The organism is Burkholderia stabilis, assembly GCF_001742165.1.
In the GTDB taxonomy this organism is placed as follows: domain Bacteria; phylum Pseudomonadota; class Gammaproteobacteria; order Burkholderiales; family Burkholderiaceae; genus Burkholderia; species Burkholderia stabilis.
In genome coordinates, this window is sequence record NZ_CP016442.1 from 1,339,892 (window position 1) to 1,359,892 (window position 20,001).

The 20,001-nt window shown below is 66.7% G+C and carries 17 protein-coding genes; 1 reads left to right on the top strand and 16 read right to left on the bottom strand.

Annotated elements, in window-relative coordinates; translation table 11 throughout:
- Window positions 1–22 precede the first annotated feature (22 nt).
- From astE to hpnI, 15 genes are all read right to left on the bottom strand, one after another.
- Window positions 23–1,105: a succinylglutamate desuccinylase gene (gene astE / locus BBJ41_RS06170; RefSeq protein ID WP_069745774.1), complete on the bottom strand. Its 1,083-nt coding sequence runs from the start codon at window positions 1,103–1,105 to the stop codon at window positions 23–25.
- Window positions 1,089–2,429, bottom strand: coding sequence for an N-succinylarginine dihydrolase (gene astB, locus BBJ41_RS06175; protein WP_069745775.1), 1,341 nt, complete (start codon window positions 2,427–2,429; stop codon window positions 1,089–1,091). The genes astE and astB overlap by 17 nt, the downstream gene beginning before the upstream one ends.
- A gap of 14 nt (window positions 2,430–2,443) precedes the next feature.
- Window positions 2,444–3,907, bottom strand: a complete 1,464-nt coding sequence (astD, locus tag BBJ41_RS06180; protein WP_069745776.1) for a succinylglutamate-semialdehyde dehydrogenase — start codon at window positions 3,905–3,907, stop codon at window positions 2,444–2,446.
- 7 nt (window positions 3,908–3,914) lie between these two features.
- Entirely contained in the window at window positions 3,915–4,946 is a 1,032-nt protein-coding gene (gene astA, locus BBJ41_RS06185; protein ID WP_069745777.1) for an arginine N-succinyltransferase, read from the bottom strand.
- Complete coding sequence (aruF, locus tag BBJ41_RS06190; RefSeq protein WP_069745778.1) at window positions 4,943–5,995, bottom strand: arginine/ornithine succinyltransferase subunit alpha; 1,053 nt, start codon at window positions 5,993–5,995, stop codon at window positions 4,943–4,945. The genes astA and aruF overlap by 4 nt, the downstream gene beginning before the upstream one ends.
- A gap of 30 nt (window positions 5,996–6,025) precedes the next feature.
- Entirely contained in the window at window positions 6,026–7,258 is a 1,233-nt protein-coding gene (locus tag BBJ41_RS06195) for an aspartate aminotransferase family protein (protein WP_069745779.1), read from the bottom strand.
- A gap of 936 nt (window positions 7,259–8,194) precedes the next feature.
- On the bottom strand, window positions 8,195–9,286 hold the full coding sequence (locus tag BBJ41_RS06200; protein ID WP_069745780.1) for a GlxA family transcriptional regulator: 1,092 nt from the start codon (window positions 9,284–9,286) through the stop codon (window positions 8,195–8,197).
- Window positions 9,287–9,307: 21 nt separating this feature from the next.
- Entirely contained in the window at window positions 9,308–10,102 is a 795-nt protein-coding gene (locus BBJ41_RS06205) for an ABC transporter ATP-binding protein (RefSeq protein WP_069745781.1), read from the bottom strand.
- 21 nt (window positions 10,103–10,123) lie between these two features.
- Window positions 10,124–10,837, bottom strand: coding sequence for an ABC transporter permease (locus tag BBJ41_RS06210; RefSeq protein WP_069745782.1), 714 nt, complete (start codon window positions 10,835–10,837; stop codon window positions 10,124–10,126).
- A complete protein-coding gene (locus BBJ41_RS06215) occupies window positions 10,834–11,523 on the bottom strand; it encodes an ABC transporter permease (RefSeq protein WP_069745783.1) in 690 nt (229 codons plus the stop codon). The genes BBJ41_RS06210 and BBJ41_RS06215 overlap by 4 nt, the downstream gene beginning before the upstream one ends.
- A 267-nt stretch (window positions 11,524–11,790) precedes the next feature.
- Window positions 11,791–12,348 (bottom strand): hypothetical protein, encoded by a 558-nt coding sequence (locus BBJ41_RS06220; protein ID WP_069745784.1) that lies wholly within the window; start codon window positions 12,346–12,348, stop codon window positions 11,791–11,793.
- A gap of 87 nt (window positions 12,349–12,435) precedes the next feature.
- A complete protein-coding gene (locus BBJ41_RS06225; RefSeq protein WP_069747607.1) occupies window positions 12,436–13,479 on the bottom strand; it encodes a lysylphosphatidylglycerol synthase domain-containing protein in 1,044 nt (347 codons plus the stop codon).
- Window positions 13,476–14,360 (bottom strand): hopanoid biosynthesis-associated protein HpnK, encoded by an 885-nt coding sequence (gene hpnK, locus BBJ41_RS06230; protein WP_069745785.1) that lies wholly within the window; start codon window positions 14,358–14,360, stop codon window positions 13,476–13,478. Before hpnK ends, BBJ41_RS06225 begins: the two co-directional genes overlap by 4 nt.
- Before the next feature lie 3 nt (window positions 14,361–14,363).
- Window positions 14,364–15,785, bottom strand: a complete 1,422-nt coding sequence (gene hpnJ, locus BBJ41_RS06235; RefSeq protein WP_069745786.1) for a hopanoid biosynthesis associated radical SAM protein HpnJ — start codon at window positions 15,783–15,785, stop codon at window positions 14,364–14,366.
- A 158-nt stretch (window positions 15,786–15,943) separates the two neighbouring features.
- Window positions 15,944–17,119, bottom strand: a complete 1,176-nt coding sequence (hpnI, locus tag BBJ41_RS06240) for a bacteriohopanetetrol glucosamine biosynthesis glycosyltransferase HpnI (RefSeq protein WP_069745787.1) — start codon at window positions 17,117–17,119, stop codon at window positions 15,944–15,946.
- A gap of 640 nt (window positions 17,120–17,759) precedes the next feature.
- Between hpnI and BBJ41_RS06245 the strand changes: the two genes are divergently transcribed.
- Window positions 17,760–18,758, top strand: a complete 999-nt coding sequence (locus tag BBJ41_RS06245) for an LLM class flavin-dependent oxidoreductase (protein WP_069745788.1) — start codon at window positions 17,760–17,762, stop codon at window positions 18,756–18,758.
- 19 nt (window positions 18,759–18,777) lie between these two features.
- Here the strand turns inward: BBJ41_RS06245 and BBJ41_RS06250 are convergent, their stop codons facing one another.
- Complete coding sequence (locus BBJ41_RS06250; protein ID WP_069745789.1) at window positions 18,778–19,839, bottom strand: alpha/beta fold hydrolase; 1,062 nt, start codon at window positions 19,837–19,839, stop codon at window positions 18,778–18,780.
- Window positions 19,840–20,001: the final 162 nt, after the last annotated feature.

Sequence of the window (20,001 nt, forward strand, 5' to 3'; positions counted from 1 at the left end):
TCATCGCGGCCGTACCGATCGGTCAGACGAGCGCCGCGATCGTCTCGCGCGTCGTATCGATGACGAGCAGGCCCGCGCGCAGGCCCGGCTTCACGGTCGGGTTCGGAAACACGATCCGCTCCTCGTCGTGCGTCACCGTGTAGCGATAGTCGCCGTCCTGCGCGAGCACCGTGCCGCGCGCGAACGCGGTGAAGTTCGCGACGTCGGCCGCGACGAACAGTTCAAGCGCGTCGCTCTGCTTCGTGATCTGGTCGATCACCGTGAAGACGCGCGGCAACGACGGCTGGCCGTCCCGTGCATCGACATCGGGCGATGCGCCCGATACGAGCCTGCGCACCGCGCAGTCGGCCGGCGCGAAGCGCGCGAGGTCGTTCTGGCCGAACGGCCGCACCTTGCCGAGTTCGAGCGTGCACGCGAGCGCACCGCAGTGCTCGGCCGTGAAATGCGAATACGTGTTGCCCTTCGCGGTGTGCAGCAGCACGGCCGCGATGCGCGCATCGCCGAGCCATTCGACCATCGTGCGCGTCGGCGGCGTGCCCGTGTGCGGCAGCAGCGCGAACTGCTCGAACACCGATGCGCGGATCGCCGTATGCATGTCGATGTGCCAGCGCGCGCCGCCGGCCGGCGCAGCCGCGAAGAACGCGGCAGCAGCCGCCTCGAGCTGGGCCGCGCGCGGCGCTTCGCGGCTCGCGGGCGTCTGCGCATGACGGCCGCTGAACAGGCGGTTCAGGTCGTCGTCGAGATAACGTTCGCCGGCACGCATCGCCGGCACGTTGCCGAGCACGACGAGCAGCCGGCACGCGAGCGGCAGCGCGCCCGACGCGAGATCACGCACGAGCATCGACAGCAGTTCGATCGGCGCCGTCTCGTCGCCGTGCACGCCGGCCGACACGAGCACGCTCGCGCGCGGCAGATCGGCAACAGAGGCAGCAGAGGCGGCCGCAGCCGGTTCGAGCGCGAGCAGCCCGTCGCCGAGCCATTGCCAGCGCACCGCGCCGCCCGCGCAGGCGCCGTCCGTCACGGCCGGCGCGCCGCCGGCCAGCGTGAACGCGAGAAAATCGTCGAGCGGCGCGGCGGACATCGAGACCTCAGCGCTGGAAGTCATACAGCGAACCGACTCGCAGGATCTGCGTGAGCGCGTCGAGCGCCGTGCGCGATTCGTCGAGCAACGCCGGATCGGCGAGGTCTTCCGGTGCGAGGCGATCGCGGTAGTGCTTGTCGATCCATGCGTCGAGCGACGCGAACAGCGTGTCGTTGATCCACACGTTCGACGTGACCGCCGCGCGCTCCGTGTCGTTCAACACGACGCGCAGGCGCAGGCAGGCCGGGCCGCCGCCATTCTTCATGCTTTCGCGCAGGTCGAACACGAGCACGTCGTGAATCGGGCCGTTGCCGGCCGCGAGCTGGTCGAGATAGGCCGCGACGTTCGCGTTCTCGCGGCATTCCTGCGGCACGACGAGCACCTGCGAGCCGTCCGCGCGCGACAGCAGCTGGCTGTTGAACAGATACGACGTCACCGCGTCGTTCACGCTCACGGCTGCCTCGGGCACCTCGATCACGTTCAGGCGCGCGCCGCGTGCGTCGAGCGCGGCGGTCAGCGTGTCGTAGGTCGCCTGCTTGTTGACGAACGCGCGCTCGTGCGTGAACAGCGTGTCGCGGTTGCCGACCGAGATCACGTCGTTGTGGAACACGCCCGCGTCGATCACGTCCGGGTCCTGCTGCGCGTAGACCGTCGCCTCTGCGGCGAGCCCGTGGCGATGCGCGACCGCGCGGCTCGCCTCGAAGGTCTGGCGTGCCGGGAAGCGCTTCGGCTCGGGGCCGCGGCGGTATTCCGCGCGGCCGTACACGAAGAACTCGATGCCCGGCTTGCCGTATTCGGCGCAAAAGCGCGTGTGGTTCGCCGCGCCTTCGTCGCCGAGCGCCGGCGTGCCCGTCAGCGCTTCGTGCACCGCGAAGTGCGCGGGATCGGCGAACAGCGTCGACAACGTGCGGCGCGTCGCTTCGTGCTCGATCGCGCGATGCAGCTTGCTGCACAGGTTTGCCGGCGTGAAGTGCACGCGGCCGTCGCTCGTGTCGGCCGACGGGCTGACGGTGGCCGCGTTCGCGGTCCACATCGCCGATGCCGAGCTCGCCGCGGCGAGCAGTTCGGGCGCCTGTTTCGCGGCTTTCGCGATCACGTCCGCGTCCTTGCCCGAGAAGCCGAGTTCGCGCAGCAGGCGCAGCGACGGCCGCTCCTGCGGCGGCAGCACGCCTTGTGCGAAACCGAGATCCGCGAGCTGCTTCATCTTGCGCAGCCCCTGCTTCGCGGCGGCCTTCGGGTTCGCGGCCGACTTCTCGTTGTTGAGCGACGCCACGTTGCCGAACGACAGCCCGGCGTAGTTGTGGGTCGGGCCGACGAGCCCGTCGAAATTGGCTTCTTGTGCGTTCATCGTCGTTCCCTCGATCAGAAATGCAGGCCCGGCGACAGGCTCGCGGGCAAGGTCAGTTGCGTGCTTTCCACCGACGCCATCGGATACGCGCAATAGTCGGCCGCGTAGTACGCGCTCGGGCGATGGTTGCCCGAGCGGCCCGTGCCGCCGAACGGCGCGGCGGACGATGCGCCGTTGGTCGGGCGGTTCCAGTTGACGATCCCGGCGCGGATCGTACGGCGGAAGTGCTCCCATGCGCGCGCGTCATCGGCGAGCAGGCCGGCGGACAGGCCGAACGCCGTGTCGTTGGCGCGCTCGATCGCTTCGTCGAACGTCGCGTAGCGCACGATCTGCGCGAGCGGGCCGAAATGCTCTTCATCGGGCAGGTTCGCCACGCCCGTCACGTCGACGATCGCCGCATTCACGAACCCGAGGCGCGGGTCGCGCTGCGTCATCGCGACGATCGGCTTCGCGCCCTGCTCGATCAGGCGCGATTGCGCGTCGACGAGTTTCGCGGCCGCGCGCGCCGAAATCACCGCGCCCATGAACGGCTGCGGATCGGCATCGAACACGTCGGCCGTGATCTTCGACGTGACGTCGGCGAAGCGCGCGAGGAAGCGGTCGCCGAACGCGCCCTGCGGCACGAAGATGCGGCGCGCGCACGTGCAGCGCTGGCCGGCCGACAGGAACGCCGACTGGATCGTGTGATGGACGGCCGCGTCGATATCCTCGACTTCGCCGATCACGAGCGGGTTGTTGCCGCCCATCTCGAGCGCGAGCACGATTTCCGGACGGCCGCCGAACTGCTTGTGCAGCAGCGTGCCGGTGTCCGAGCTGCCGGTGAAGAACAGCCCGTCGATCTGCCGATGGTTCGCCAGCGCGATGCCGGTATCCTTCTCGCCCTGCACGAGGTTCAGCACGCCGTCCGGCAGCCCGGCTTCCTTCCACACTTCGACCGTCGCGCGCGCGACGCCCGGTGCGAGTTCCGACGGCTTGAACACGACCGCATTGCCGGCGATCAGCGCCGGCACGATATGGCCGTTCGGCAAGTGGCCGGGGAAGTTGTACGGGCCGAACACCGCGACGACGCCATGCGGGCGATGACGCAGCACCGCGACGCCGTCGGCCATGTCCTGGCGCTTCTCGCCCGTGCGTTCCTGGTATGCCTGGATCGAGATGCCGACCTTCGCGGCCATCGACGCCACTTCGGTGCGCGCTTCCCACAGCGGCTTGCCCGTCTCGCGGCCGATCGCGGCCGCGATCGCTTCCTTGCGTTCGTTGAGCAACGCCGCGAAACGCTTGACGATCGCGCAGCGCGATTCGAAGTCGAGCGCCGACCAGCCGGCGAACGCGCGGCGCGCGCTCGCGACCGCGCGGTCGACGTCGGCCGCCGACGCGCTCGCGCCCTGCCATGCGATTTCGTCGGTGCCCGGGTTGCGCGAAGCGAACACGGGGCCCGAGCCTGCGACCCAGGCGCCGTCGATGAAGAGTTCCGTCATGATTCGTTTATCCCTGTTTGACTTTGAGCGGCAGCACGCGGACCGGATCGCCGGCCTTCACGTCGAGCGCGGCGGCATCGGCGGCCGACAGCACGAACGAGCCGTTCGCGACGACGCCCGGCGCGACGCCGACGCGGAAGTCGCCGAGCGACGTGTTCGACACGAGCGATTTGGGTGCGTCGTCCCGCGCATCGGGCACGCCGATCGCGACCGGCACGACGACGCTCTCGCGCACCGTGCGCAGATCGTTCACGTGGCATTCGAGCACCGGGCCCGCGTCGAAGATGTCGACGTGGTTCTGGTAGCGCAGCCCTTCCGCTTCCAGCATCTTGCGGGCCGGCAGCGTGTCGCGGTGCGTGAGGCCGACCGCGTCCTGCGCGTCCTGCGGCAGCAGGTCGACGTACACCGGATAGCGCGGCATCAGTTCCGCGAGGAACGACTTGCGGCCGTGCGAGCTGAGATAGTCGGCCGCGTTGAAATCGATCTGGTAGAAGTGCGAACCGACCGCGCGCCAGAACGGCGACGTGCCGTCTTCGTCGAAGTGGCCGCGCAGTTCCGCGCAGATGCGTTCCGGAAAGCGTTCGCGGAACTGCGCGATGAACATGAAGCGCGAGCGCGACAGCAGGCCGCCGACGCCGCCCGTGCGATAGCGCGGGCTCAGGAACAGCGAGCACACTTCCGCGTAGCCCGTCAGGTCGTGCGAGATGTTCAGCGCGGACATCCGCGTCCACACGCCGAGCTCCTGGCTCGCGTGCACGACCGTGCTCACGCGATAGTTGTAGAACGGCTGTTCGAGCCCGACCTGCGTCTCGATCCCGCATACGCCCGCGATGTCGCCCGTCGTCGATTCTTCCATCACGAAGAAGTAGCCGGCTTCGCCCGGCGCGGCCTGGCCGTCCAGCGTGCGGCGCGAGCGCTCGATACGCGCGGCGAGCGCGTCGCGGTCGGGCTTGAACGTGGTCAGGCCCGGCCCGGTTTCCTTCGCGAGCGACACGAGCGCGTCGACGTCGCCCGTTTGTACGACCCGAACGACGATCATGCTGCGTCTCCCTTCAAATCTTCATCGTCGCGGCGGTGCAGCGGCACGCAGCGCACGACATCGCCATCCTTCACATCGAGCGCCGCGCGCACGTCGCCGGCCAGCGGCGCGTCGCCCGTCTCGCCCGGCAGGTCGGCCAGCACGCAGCGGAACGATTCGCCGCTGCCCGTCGATACCATGTATGCGACGTCGCCCTGCTGGTGCGCCGCCTCGCGCACGACGCGCTCCGTGCCGTGCTTCACGCACGCGGTGCGATCGACCTGTGCGGTCAGCACCGGGCCCGCGTCGAAGATGTCGACGAAGCGGTCGGGCTCGAAACCTTCCTCGAGATGGATGTCGTACGCGAGCAGCGCCGTCTCGTTCGGCTCGCCGAGCACGCGCTGCGCGGCTTCCGGCAGCAGCGGCACGTAGAGCGGATACGCCGGCATCACTTCCGCGATGAACGTGCGGCTGCGGCCGCCCGACGCGATGTCGACGTCGGTGAAATCGCGGCCGAAGAACTTGCGGCCCACCGCTTCCCAGAACGGCGACGCGCCGTTGCCGTCGCTCACGCCGAGCAGCAGCGTGAACACTTCGGGCGTGAAGCGGCGGCGGTTCGCGGCGATGTACATCATCCGCGCGCGCGAGATCAGGTGCGCGGCCGCGTCGCCGCGCAGCGACGGATCGACGTAGAAGCCGGCGAGCCGGCTCTTGCCCGTCAGCTCGTGCGACATCGTGAGCGCGTGGATCTTGCGGTTCACGTGCAGCTCGCGCGACGCGTGGATCAGCGCGTCGTTGCGGAACGCGTAGAACGGTTCCGAGTAGCCGGCCGCGGCCACGATGCTCGCCGTGCCGAGCAGCTTGCCCGTCGACGAATCCTCGAGCACGAAGAGGTAGAACTCCTCGCCGGCGAAATCGACGTCCGCGCGAAACGAATCCTCGGAGAGCGCCACGCGCGCTTCGAGCGCCGCGCGGTCGTGCGGCAGCGAGTGCAGGACCGGCTGCGCCGTGCGCGCCATGTGCGCGAGCGCATCGAGATCCGTGAGTTTGCCGGGGCGAACAAATAGCATCGTCGTTCCTGTCTGCGATGGAGGCGCCGATCAGCGCGCGGTGGCTTCCTGTGCGGCGAGCACCTGTTCGACCGCCTTCTCGAAGCGCTTCATGCCTTCGTCGAGCAGGTCGAACGGGATCACCAGCGACGGGACGAAGCGCAGCACGTTCGGGCCGGCGATCAGCATGATGAGGCCGTTCTCGGCTGCCGCGTTGACGAAGTCCTTCGCGCGACCGTCGAATGCGGCGGTGAGTTCAGCGCCGACGAGCAGGCCCTTGCCGCGCACGTCCTTGAAGATGCCGAAGCGCGCATTGATGCGTTCGAGCGCGCCTTTCAGGCGCACGCTGCGTTCGCGCACGCCTTCAAGCAGTGCCGGGTCGCCGATCAGTTCGACGACCTTGTCCGCGATCGCCGACGCGAGCGGGTTGCCGCCGTACGTCGTGCCGTGCACGCCGACCTTGAAGTGCGCGGCCAGTTCGTTCGTCGTCAGCATCGCGCCGATCGGGAAGCCGTTGCCGAGTGCCTTCGCGGTCGTCAGGATGTCCGGCGTGACGCCCGTGTCCATGTATGCGTAGAACTGGCCCGTGCGGCCGACGCCCGTTTGCACTTCGTCAAAGATCAGCAGTGCATTGTTTGCATCGCACGCTTCGCGCAGTGCCTTCAGGAAGGCCGGATCGGCCGGGATCACGCCGCCCTCGCCCTGTACGGGCTCGACGATCACCGCGCAGGTTTGCGGGCCGATCGCGGCCTTGGCGGCTTCGATGTCGTTGTACGGCAGGTGCTTGATGCCGGCCGGCACGGGGCCGAAGCCTTCCGAGTACTTCGGCTGGCCGCCGACGCTGACCGTGAAGAACGTGCGGCCGTGGAACGACTGCACGAACGAGATGATTTCGGCTTTATCGGCGCCGTGGCGATCGAACGCGACGCGGCGAGCGAGCTTCAGTGCCGCTTCGTTCGCTTCCGCGCCCGAGTTCGCGAAGAATGCGCGGTCGGCGAAGGTCAGCGATTCGAGGCGCTTCGCGAGACGCAGCACCGGCTCGTTCGTGTAGCCGTTGCCGATGTGCCAGAGCTTGCGGCTTTGTTCGTCCAGGACTTTCAGCAGTTCCGGGTGGCCGTGGCCGAGCGACGTCACCGCGATACCGCACGCGAAATCCACGTACTCGCGGCCGGCCGTGTCCCACACGCGGGAGCCCTCTGCGCGATCCGGCACGAACGGCGCGGGGGAAAATACCGGCACCATCACTTCGTCGAATGTCTGGCGGTTCACGGTCGAGGTCGTCATGGTCGTTCCTTTCGGTTTCGTAAGAGGGTTCAACAGGATCAAGTTTAGGTAAGGGTGACGCAAGCGTCTTGCGGAATTGCGACGGGTTCTATCGGAAGGGCCTTTTCTCTTTCGCTATTTTGCCTGCCCGGTGGGGGTGGGTTCTGGTTCGGTTTTTTTTGGGGGGTTTGCTTTGTTGGGTGGTTCGTCTGCTTTTTTCGTGAAGCACCTGTGATCTTTTCGGTCTATTAGCGTCGCCCCTGCGCGGGGCAGCGGTCACTTTTCTTTGTCTTGCCAAAGAAAAGTAACCAAAAGAAAGGCGCTCGGAAAACGCATGACTTCCCGGTGCCATGGCCACCAAAGTGGCCCTCGCCTAAGTGTCCGCGCCAGGCCAGAACCCGGAGTGGTTCGAGCAATGGTTCTGACACCACTCACCACCCAACAGAGCGGTATACCGCTCATCAGCTCCATCCTCGCTACGCTCGGCTGCAAGGTACTTCAGGTCGGACTGCGGGCCGTTCTGCTCCTGCCCGGAACATCGCGCGCAGGCATTCTGCGATTCATGCCATGCTGTCCAGCCACTTGCTTCGCCGCCTATTCAACAACGTTGTGTTGGCTACTGTTACGTCGTTGGTCGGCTGCATCCTTTTTCGTTGGGATCACTCACGTATTGGATTTTTGGGGCTATCCCATTGGCGGTGCTGGAGGGGGTGTCCCTGTCGGCCGAGCGAAGCGAGGACGGAGCTGATGAGCGGTATACCGCTCTGTTGGGTGGTGAGTGGTGTCAGAACCATTGCTCGAGCCACTCCGGGTTCTGGCCTGGCGCGGACACTTAGGCGAGGGCCACTTTGGTGGCCACGGCACCGGGAAGTCATGCGTTTTCCGAGCGCCTTTCTTTTGGTTACTTTTCTTTGGCAAGACAAAGAAAAGTAACCGCCGCCCCGCGCAGGGGCGACACTAATAGACCGAAAAGATCACAGGTACTTCACGAAAAAAGCAGACGAACCACCCATCAATCCTTCCCCCCCTCTCCACCAACGCGCCCCCGCGGGGTTCCCCACCTGTCTGTTTTTCGAGCCACGCCCGCCGATCCTCCCGAGGCGTAACACCAAACCGTTCGCGATACGCATTAGAAAAATGCGCAGCAGAAGAAAACCCACAGGCGAGACTAACCTGCACGACGGACTTGCTAGTCCGCTGCAACTGCGTCCTTGCCTTGAGCAACCGGAGATTGAGGTAATACTTCGAGGGCATTGCCCCGAGATACTGCCGAAAGAGCCGCTCCAGTTGCCGGCGCGAAACGCCGACCAACCCGGCGATCTCGTCAGTGGTCAAAGGATCTTCGACATTGGCTTCCATCAACTGCAACGCATCGTTCAACCGGGGATGCCGCTCACCGGGCGCGGTCACGAAAGGAATCCGCTGCCGCTCCTCGCCACTGCGCAAGGTCCCCGCGCCGAGCGCATCGGCAATGCGCTCCCCCAGCTCGGGCCCATGTTCCCGGCCAATCATGGCCAGCATGAAATCGACGGTCGCCTGCCCGCCCGCGCAGGTCGCGCGATCCCGATCGATCTCGAAGATCTGCTGCGTGACGATCGACCGCTCGAACTGCTCGGCGAACTGCTGATACGTTTCCCAGTTCACGCTCACGCGATAACCGGAAAGCTGCCCGGCCATCGCAAGCCACCACACGCCGTGATGAATGCCGGTCACGAGCGGCGTACGCTGCCCGACCCGCGCGAGACTCGCGAGAAACAGCCGATAGTCGGCGAACTGCTGGAATCGCTCGGTCACGACGATCAGCCAGTCGCACGCGATCGCATCGTTGAAGGCGGCATCGGCATGCCATTGCGCGCCGCCCGCGAGCGGCACGGGCCGCCCGTCCCACGAACATACCTGCCAGCGATACAGCAGCCGGCCGTCGATCTCGTTCGCCAGATTCAGCGCATCGACGATCGGACCCACGCCCGACATCGACACGGGCGGCAATGCGACGATCACCACCTGCGTCGTGCGGGTGGCGCCTGCGGGACGGGACACCGGTACCACGGATGAAACCTGCCCTTCGCGTTACTTGAGACTGCCCGACAGGAACTGCTTGAGCCGCTCGCTCTGCGGGCGCACCAGCACTTCCTTGGGATCGCCCTCTTCCTCGGTCCGCCCCTGATGCAGGAACATCACGTGGTTCGACACGTTGCGCGCAAAGCCCATCTCGTGCGTGACGACGATCATCGTGCGGCCTTCCTCGGCCAGCTTCTGCATCACCTTCAGCACTTCGCCCACCAGCTCCGGGTCGAGCGCCGAGGTCGGCTCGTCGAACAGCATCACGTCCGGATGCATCGCGAGCGCGCGCGCGATCGCGACACGCTGCTGCTGGCCGCCGGAAAGATGCGACGGATACTGCTTCTCGACGCGCGGCGCGAGGCCGACCTTCTCCAGGTACTCGCGCGCACGCTCCTCGGCTTCCTTCTTCGAAATGCCGAGCACGTGCACCGGGGCTTCCATCACGTTCTCGAGCACGTTCATGTGCGCCCACAGATTGAAGTGCTGGAACACCATCGCGAGCTTCGTGCGGATGCGCTGAAGCTGCTTGTGATCGGCAACTTCGAGCGCGCCGGCGCGGTCGGTCTTCGTGCGGACGGCCTCGCCGTCGACGACGATCTGCCCCGCATTGGGCCGCTCGAGGAAATTGATGCAGCGCAGGAACGTGCTCTTGCCCGAACCGCTCGCGCCGATGATGCTGATGACGTCACCGGCCTTCGCGTTCAGCGACACGCCCTTGAGCACCTCGTTGTCGCCGTAGCGCTTGTGGATGTCGAGCGCCGCAAGCTTGGTGGCAGCGCTCGATTGAGTGATCTCGGCCAACTGGCTCTCCTCGAAGTGAAATCAATGACGGGCGGCCGCGAGATACGCGAGCCAGTGGCGCTCCGCACGGCGAAATGCCGCGACGAGTGCGAAAGATACCGCAAGATAGATCAGCGCGGCGATTCCGAACGACTGGAACGCCATGTAGGTCGCGGAATTCGCGTCGCGTGCGACCTTCAGGATGTCGGGCACGGTCGCCGTGAACGCCACGGTCGTCGCGTGCAGCATCAGGATCACTTCGTTGCTGTACAGCGGCAGCGCACGGCGCAGCGCCGACGGCAGGATCACGCGGCGGTACATCGTGAACGGCGACATCCCGTACGCACGCGCAGCCTCGACCTCACCGTGCGGAATCGCGCGGATCGCACCCGCGAAGATCTCGGTCGTGTACGCGCAGGTGTTCAGCGCGAACGCGAGAATCGCGCAGTTGAAGCCGCTCCTGAAGAACGCGTCGAGCAGCGAGTGCGAACGCACGAACTCGAGGCTGTACATGCCCGTGTACATCAGCAGCAACTGCACGTAGAGCGGCGTGCCGCGGAACACGTACGTGTAGAACCGCACGGGCATCGACACCCACTTCTTCTTCGACACGCGCGCGACCGCGAGCGGCACCGCGCACACGAAGCCGAGCGAAATCGACGCAACGAGCAGCCACAGCGTCACCGCAAGGCCGGACAGGCGCTGGCCGTCCCAGTAAAGGAACGCCTTGCCGAATTCCTGGAGGATCTCGATCATAGTTCTGCGTGCCGCACGCCCATGGAGTAACGCTTCTCGAGCTGGATCAGCACGAGGTTGGAAACGGTCGTGATCGCGAGATAGATCAGCGCCGCGACGAGGATGAAGAAGAACATGTTGAACGTGCTCTTGCCGGCGTCCTGCGCGGCCTTCACGACGTCCGCGAGGCCGATGATCGACACCAGCGCGGTCGCCTTCACGAGCACCTGCCAGTTGTTGCCGATGCCCGGCAGCGCAAAGCGCATCATCTGAGGAAACATGATCCGCGCGAACACGCGTGCGCCGCTCATCCCGTAAGCCGCGCCGGCTTCGAGCTGGCCGCGCGGGACCGACAGGAACGCGCCGCGAAAGGTCTCGGTGAAGTACGCGCCGTAGATGAAGCCGAGCGTCAGCACGCCGGCCACGAACGGGTCGATGTCGATCTGGTCCCAGCCGACGAGGTCGGTGAACTGGTTCAGCCAGATCTGGATGCTGTAGAACAGCAGCAGCATCAGGACGAGATCGGGCACCGAGCGGATCAGCGTCGTATAACCGGTCGCGATCGCTCGCAGCACCCGGTTGTGCGACAGCTTCGCCACCGCGCCGATCAGCCCCAGCGCCACCGCAGTGGCGAGCGACAGCACCGACAGCTCGATGGTCTGCACGGTGCCGGCCCAGAGGACAGGACCAAAGCCGTAAAGGAACACGCGCGTCTCCAGAGTTGGAATGGATGCCGACGCGAATGCCTGTCCCGCGCCGGGCTGACGCGGATAGTCGCAAGCGAAATTGATTGCCTCAAATCACCTTGCACGCGATTGCTGCATCGCAGCAACCCGTCCCACCATTTGCAACTGCGGCCTACGCCGCTGTTTCAAAAGGAAAAAAGCCGCTCCCTGACAACCGCACAACACGCAGGGAAGCGGACTTTTTGCAATTTTCCGGTCGCTTTTTCGATATAGCGCCGAAGGCGGCACTCAGCGCCCCTTCAGGATGTCGGAGCGCGAAGTCGTATAGACAAGCCCGTCCGGGCCGAAATGGATATTGAAGAATGCATCGGTGTTGACGCCGTCCTCGAGCCAGCGCCAGCTCCAGACCGTCTCGGGCTTCAGCGGATACTGCGCGATGTCGCCGGGCTTGCCGAGCAGGCGCCGCACCTCGTCCTCGTTCATCCCGGGGCGCACCTTCGCGAAATTCTCGGCGGTCAGCACCTGCGTCGCGCCGGTGTAGCGGCCGTTCGCATCGAGATCGACGAACCACGTCTGGTTGCCCATCGGGCCGCGCGGATATTCGAGACGTTTCGAACCGTCGGTGAACTCGCGCTCGGTTTCGGGCTTGCCCATCGTGCCGCGCACGTCGGCCTCGGTCGATTCACCGACCTTCAGCCCCTTCAGCAGCAGCGGCGCGGGCTTGATCGCGTTGAAGAAGTCCCTGATACGTTGCACGTCGAGGTTGCCTTGCTTGTCGTCGCAGCCGGTCAGCGCCAGCGCGGCAGCCAGCATCGTCACGGGAAGCAGCCGGAAACGAAAAATCATCGGAAGAAATGCGCGTCGAGAAAACACGCGGCAAGCATACCCGCACGGGGCCAAAAGCGCGAGACGGGCGCGCGGCCCGTCTCGTATTCAATGCGTCGTTTCGGTTTCGGTTTCCGCCGCGCGGCTCGCCGTGTGCGGCGCGCGCGGCCCGGCCGGCAGCACACTGATGCGACGGCGCGTGCGCACGAGTTCGGCAAGCTGCCACGAACCGAGCGCCAGGCAGCCGAACAGCACCTCGCGGCCGCGCTTGACCAGCGCGAGCGATAGCGCCGTCTCGCGGTCGACGCCGAACATCTGCGCGAGCAGCACGACGGTCGCCTCCTGCACGCCGAGGCCGCCCGGCACCATGAACGCGGCATGCCGCACGGCCTGCGTCATCGCCTCGATCGCGATCGCGCCGCCGATCGACACCGGATGGCCGAGCAGCGCGAGCGCCCAGTAGATCTCGAGCGCGCCGAGCACGTAGCCGGCCAGCTGCCAGAAGAATGCGCTGAACAGCAGGCCCGTGCGCGACATCAACCCGTCGATGTCGGCGTCGAGCCGGCGGCCGTCGACGCCCTGCAGCAGCCGGTGCGAATCGCCGAGCAGGCGGCCCGCGAAACGCTCGATCGCGTGGAAGATGCCGCCGCGCCGCATCAGCACGACGCCGAGCACGGGCAGCGGCAGCGTCAGCAGCAGCGCGAGGCCGATCGTGCCGCCGCCCATGTTGTCCGTCGTCGCGAGCAGCAGCACGAGGCCGAGCGCGGCGAACGCATACTGGACGACGATCGTCACGAGCACCTCGACGATCACCGACGCCGTCACGCGGCTCGCATCGGGCACCTGCCAGCGCGCGAGCCGGATGCCGACGAGTTCGCCGCCGATCCCGACCACGGGCAAGAGCCGGTTCACCGCTTCGCGCACGGTCGCGATCCACCACAGGAACGGCAGCGAGCTGCGCTTGTCGAGCAGCAGGTGCCACGCGTACGCATCGAGCAGCAGCGGCAGCGCGTGGAACGGCACGAGCCACAGCAGCGCGTAACCGGCGCGCGCGAGCATCTGCGATACGTCGCCGACACCCTCGTGCAGCCCCAGCGCGAGCAGGATGCCGATGCCGATCGGCCAGCCGAGCCATTTGATCCACTTGGTCATGACGGCTGCGCTCCCGGTGCGCGCGACGCCGGCGCACCGCACCGTGCCGCGGGCTGGCCGAACACGTCGGCAAAGCCGCCGGTCGCGATGCCCGACGCCTTCAACGCGGCCGCGACGCGCGGCGACAGCAGCGCGTCCAGCTCGTCCACCGGACGATAGCCGGCCATCGTCGGCGTGATCGGGCCGTCGCCGGCCTCGGCCGGGTGGCAGTAGATCTCGCCGACGCCCGGCGGCAGCTTCGCAAGCGCGTCGAGCAGCACAGCCTCGTCCATCGCACCCGTATGCTCGATCCCGACCACGTAGTCGTTGTGCGCGAGCCCCGCGCGGTCGAGCCGCGCGCGCACGAGCGCGATCCACGGCTTGAGCAGCGCGGGCGCGCTCGTCTCGTACGGCAGCCGCACCGCGCGCAGCCCGTAGTCGCGGCCGATCTCGATGATCAGCGACAGCACGGTCGGATGCAGGTGGAAATGCTTGTGCGCGTTCACGTGGTCGAGCGGCAGGCCACTCGCCGCGAACGCGTCGAACTGCGCGCGGATCTCGCGGCGCAGTTGCGCACGCACGTGCGGCAGGAAGAAAAAGCGACAGCCGTCCTTCGCCATCGCGTCACCGAAGCGCCCGTCGGGGCCGACGAGCGCCGGAATCTCATGCGCGGGCAGCGTGGCCGGCCCGTCCGCGAGGACGAGATGCAGGCCGACCGAGAGCGACGGCAGCCGCCGCGCGCGCTCGATCGCATCCTGCGCGGCGCTCGCGCCGACCATCAGGCTCGCGGCGTTCAGCACGCCGTCGCGGTGCGCGCGCTCGACCGCCGCGTTGACTCGCGGATGCAATCCGAAGTCGTCCGCGGTGAAGATCAGCGCCCGCGCCGCCCGCTGCGTCGCCACGAATCAGGCCTCGTGTGCACGCAGGAAGCGGAAGAACTCGACACCTTCGCGCAGGCGGCGCTTCATCATGTCCCAGCTCGTCAGCATCTCGCGCACAATTTCCCAGATCTTCGACGGACGGAAGTAGAACTGGCGATAGAACTGCTCGAGGTGGTGATAGATCTCGTCGCGCGACAGGTGCGCGTAGCCGATCGCCGCGAGCTGCACGCCTTCCTTGCTCACCAGGTTGATGGTCTTGTTCTCTTCCATCCAGCCGTTTTCCACGGCCTGCTTGTAGAGCGTCGTGCCCGGATACGGCGCGGCGAGCGAGACCTGGATCGTGTGCGGATTGATTTCCTTCGCGTACTCGATCGTCTTCTTGATGGTTTCCTGCGTCTCGCCCGGCAGGCCGAGAATGAAGGTGCCGTGGATCTTGATGCCGAGCTTCTTGCAGTCCGCGCTGAAGCGGCGCGCGAAATCGGTGCGCACGCCCTTCTTGATGTTCACGAGGATCTGGTCGTCGCCGGATTCGAAGCCGACCAGCAGCAGGCGCAGGCCGTTTTCCTTCATGACCTTGAGCGACTTGTACGGCACGTTGGCCTTCGCGTTGCACGACCACGTGATGCCGAGCTTGCCCAGACCGATGGCGATGGCTTCGGCGCGCGGCAGGTCGTCGGTGAAGGTGTCGTCGTCGAACATCAGCTCCTTCACTTCCGGCATGTTGTCGCGGATCCACTTCGCTTCCGCGAGCACGTTCTCGACCGAGCGCGTGCGGTAGCGATGGCCGCTGACCGTCTGCGGCCACAGGCAGAACGTGCAGCGCGACTTGCAGCCGCGGCCCGTGTAGATCGACACGTACGGGTAGTTCAGGTAGCCGATGAAGTAGTTGTCGATCTTCAGGTCGCGCTTGTAGATGGGCGCGACGAACGGCAGTTCGTCCATGTTCTCGAGGATCGGACGCGCTTCGTTGTGCTCGATCGAGCCGTCCTTCGCGCGCCAGCTCAAGCCCTTGATCTCGGGGAACGGCTTGCCTTCGGCGATTTCCTTGCAGGTGTAGTCGAATTCCTCGCGGCACACGAAGTCGATCGCCTCGCTCGCCGTGAGCGAGTTGTGCGGATCGACCATCACCTTCGCGCCCACCATGCCGACCAGCAGCGACGGCTTCATCTTCTTGAGATCCTGCGCGAACATCGCGTCGGTCGGGAACGACGGCGTGCTCGTGTGGATGATCACGAGGTCGTAGTCGTTGGCGATCTTCAGCGTTTCCTCGACCGACAGGCCGTCGGCCGGCGCATCGACGACGCGGCTGCCCGGCACGAGCGCGGCCGGCTGCGCGAGCCACGTCGGATACCAGAAGGAACGGATTTCGCGCTTCGCCTGATAGCGCGAGCCGGCTCCGCCGTCGAAGCCGTCATACGAAGGGGCCTGCAAGAACAGCGTTTTCATGAGTGCTCCGGTAGCCTGCATAGTTCGATTCGTTTCAACGATTCAGTCAAAAAACCGCGGGCCGCCCTGCCGGCGCCCGCCTCTCAATCCTGTCGCGCCGCGCGGTTTCGCCGCGCAGCGCGTCTCGGCCTTCGGGCCGGATTCGGTCGGCGGCGGCCTTAGCGGCCGTCCGCCACTTCCACGGCCGCCGTCGCGCGTTCGCCGCCGACGACCGTCATCCTTGCTCCGCGCCACACGACGTGCGTGCCGAACGCGGCCACGAGCCATTCGAGCGCGAGCAGCGTGTCGCGCACCACGACGAGCGGCAGGTCGCGCCAGAACGCGCGCCAGCCGTCCTCGCCGCGCGCGTGCAGCACGAGCCGCCCGAATGCGCCGACGACGGCCGCACCGCCTGCCAGCGTACCCGCAAAAGTCCCGTCGAGACGCAGCGCGAGCGCCGCGCCGGTCGCGAGCCACGGCGCAGTAAACGTAATGAACAGGAACGCGAAGCCGGCCGGATTCAGCGAACGGATCGTGCGCAGCCAGCGCGTCTCGCGGTGCCACAGCGGCCCGAACGACGGCTCGATCACGTCGGTCGCGACCTCGACTTCCGACAGCACGGTGCGTCGCCCGAGGCGGCGCGGCAGCTCGGCAAGCCAGAAATCGTCGGCCAGCTCGTCCTTCAGCGCGACGAAACCGCCGATCCGGTCGAGCGTGTCGCGCGTCAGCGCGAGCGTCGCGCCGAAGCCGAAGCGGCTCGAGCGGCCGAGGTGGGTAATCCGCACCGACGGCGCGAACCATGCGTCGACGAACTGCGCGCCGATGCGCGTCCAGAACCCGCCGACGCTGCGCGCATGATACAGGCACGTGACGACACCGACCGACACATCGGCGAGCGGCGCCGTCACGCGCTCCAGATAGTCGGGCTGCACCGCGATGTCGCTGTCCGCGATCACGATGCGGCCGTACTTCGCACGCTCGGCAAGATTGATCAGGTTGCTGACTTTCAGGTTCTTGCCGTGCACGCGCGAGTCGACCACCAGCGTGATGTCGCACTCGGGGTAATCGGCGCGCAGCCGCTCGACGACGGCGATGGCCGGATCGACCGCCGACTGGACGCCGAACAGCACTTCATAGCGCGGATGGCGCTGCTCGCAGAAGGTCGCGAGATTTTCGTACAGGTGCGGCTCCGCGCCACACAGCGGCTTGAGCACGCTGACCGGCTCGAATCCGTCGCGCGCAGCCGTGCGCGGCGTGCGCGGACGCGGCGCGAAGGCGGCGACGAGCGCATAGCCGGCCGCGGCCAGCGTGAAGGCGATCAGGAGCCAGTCGAGCAGCGTGGCGGTTGGCGTCATGCGCGACGCCTCCCGGCGACCTGAACGCCACGGCGAACGCTTGCGCGTGATTGAGCGTGATTCGGTATTCCGACAGCGACGAACGCGGGCACGACCCGACTCCTTGTTCCAGCAGCGTCTGTGTTTGGGGGAGGCACGACCCATGCTTCGGGTATGGCCATGCCCGGCTTCGCGTGGCGCACTTCCGCGCAACGCCCGAACGGGATGCGGGAAGACTCGAATGGCTACCATCCGCACAACATGGGCAGGCGCCGGATTTTATCAGTCCGCGGCACCCCGCGCTCAGCGCTACGAGAAACGGACTGGTGCAATTCCAGCAAAGCTGTGCGGCCGGCAAACCATTTCGGCGCAACCGCGTTCACGTTAACGTAAGCGCTTTGCAGGCGTATTGCAGTCTTGAAAATAAGACGTTTCGTGCAAATTTGTACGTCGATGCGGATTCACATCCAATCACCGTAAAGATTGGTAACTAATCGGCGATTGAATTGATTTTTGCAACAATCGCCGAATGCAACCCTGCACCCCTGTAAGGCGCATGGGTATCGGTGCGCCGCCAGCACGTTCCGGAACCCTTTGGCAAAATCCTTGGCATTTGTTGCGTAGGCGCATCACCGCGCCCCCCTCTTTCGAAGGCCACCCGATGACTCCGTTTTCCGTACTCGATCTCGCCCCCATTCCGGCCGGCGCCGACGCCTCGCAGGCTTTCCGCAACACCGTCGATCTCGCGCAGCACACGGAACGCTGGGGCTACCAGCGCTACTGGCTCGCCGAGCATCACAACATGCCCGGCATCGCGAGCGCGGCGACCGCCGTCGTGATCGGCCATGTCGCGGGCGCGACGAAAACGATCCGCGTCGGGTCGGGCGGCATCATGTTGCCGAATCACGCGCCGCTCGTGATCGCCGAGCAGTTCGGCACGCTCGCGTCGCTGTATCCGGGGCGCATCGATCTCGGGCTCGGCCGTGCGCCCGGCACCGACCAGACCACGTCGCGCGCGTTGCGCCGCGACCTGATCGGCAGCGCCGATTCGTTTCCGGACGACGTCGCCGAACTGCTGCGCTACTTCGCGGAGCCGGTGCCCGGCCAGCGCGTGCGCGCGGTGCCCGGCGCCGGGCTCGACGTGCCCGTGTGGCTGCTCGGCTCGAGCCTGTTCAGCGCCCAGCTCGCCGCGATGCTCGGGCTGCCGTTCGCGTTCGCGTCGCACTTCGCGCCGGACTACCTGATGCGCGCGCTCGAGATCTATCGCGCGCAGTACCGGCCGTCGGCCGCGTGGCCTAAGCCGCACGCGATGGTCGGCGTCAACGTGTTCGCAGCCGATACCGACGACGAAGCGCGGCGCCTGTTCACGTCGCTGCAGCAGCAGTTCATCAACCTGCGGCGCGGCACGCCGGGCAAGCTGCCGCCGCCCGTCGACGCGCTCGAGGCAAACGAGCTCGAACTCGCGACCGTCGCGCATTCGCTGTCGTTCGCGGCGGTCGGCTCGCGCGACACGGTGCGCGACAAGCTGCGCGACCGTATCGCGCAGACGGGCGCGGACGAGCTGATCGCCACCGCGCAGATCTACGATCACGCCGCGCGGCTGCGCTCCTTCGAACTGACCGCGCAGATCCGCGACGAGCTCGCGAACGAGGCGCGCTGACGGCGCAGGCCGCCCCGCATCACTGCGGGTGTACGGCCGCCAGCCCGTCGAGCAGCGCCTTGTGGAACGCGTCCGGGTCCTGGATCTGCGGGGCGTGCCCGAGCGCCGGGAATTCGACGAGCTGCGCGCCGGGGATCGCCGCCTGCGTGCGCTTCGCGAGTTCCGGGTAGTGGCCGAGCTTCGCGTGAACGTCGGGCGGCGCGACGTCCTTGCCGATCGCGGTCGTGTCCTTGTCGCCGATCATCAGCAGCGTCGGCACGCGGATCGCGCCGAGTTCGTAGACCACCGGCTGCGTGAGGATCATGTCGTAGATCAGCGCGGAATTCCACGCGACCGAATCGCGGCCTGCGCCGCGATACATTCCGGCGAGCATCTGTACCCAGCGCTCGTACGGCGGCGACCACTTGCCCGCGTAATACGTCGACTGTTCGTAGCGGCGGATGCCGTCGGCCGTCGTCTTCAGCTCGCGCGCGTACCAGTAGTCGACCGACAGCGGCGGCACGCCAAGCGCCTTCCAGTCCTCGAGCCCGATCGGATTCACGAGCACGAGCTGGTCGGTCGCCTTCGGATACATCAGCGCATAGCGCATCCCGAGCATCCCGCCCGTCGAATGCCCGACGATCGTCGCCGATTTCACGCCGATCGATTCCAGCAGCGCGTGCGTGTTGCGCGCGAGCTGCTGGAAGCTGTACTGGTAGCGATCGGGTTTCGACGACTTGCAGAAGCCGATCTGGTCCGGCGCGATCACGCGATAGCCGGCGCGGCTCAGCACGCCGATCGTGTCCTCCCAGGTCGCCGCGCAGAAGTTCTTGCCGTGCAGCAGCACGACGGTGCGGCCGTTCGGGTGCGCCGGCTGCACGTCCATGTACGTCATCTCGACGGTTTCGCGCTGCGACACGAACGCGTAGCGGTGCACGGGCTCGGGATAGGTAAAGCCTTCCAGACGCGGGCCGTACACCGGCCCGTCGTTGCCGGCGGGCACCGGGGCGGCCTCGGCGGCGGAAGTCGCACACGCGAAGGCAACGCCCGCGCCGAACAGGGCGGCGCGCGCGACGGACAACATCTTGCAAATCGAAGGCATGGCAGTCACGGTGATTGGAAACGCACGCGAACAGCCGGGCGGCGCCGCGCCCCGCGATTCTACGCGGTCGGCTGACGACGGCGCGCAACACTCGGTGCCCACGCGACTTCCGCGCCCGCGACGAACTCGGGTATCGTGTGACGTGACCCTGAAACGCGTGCA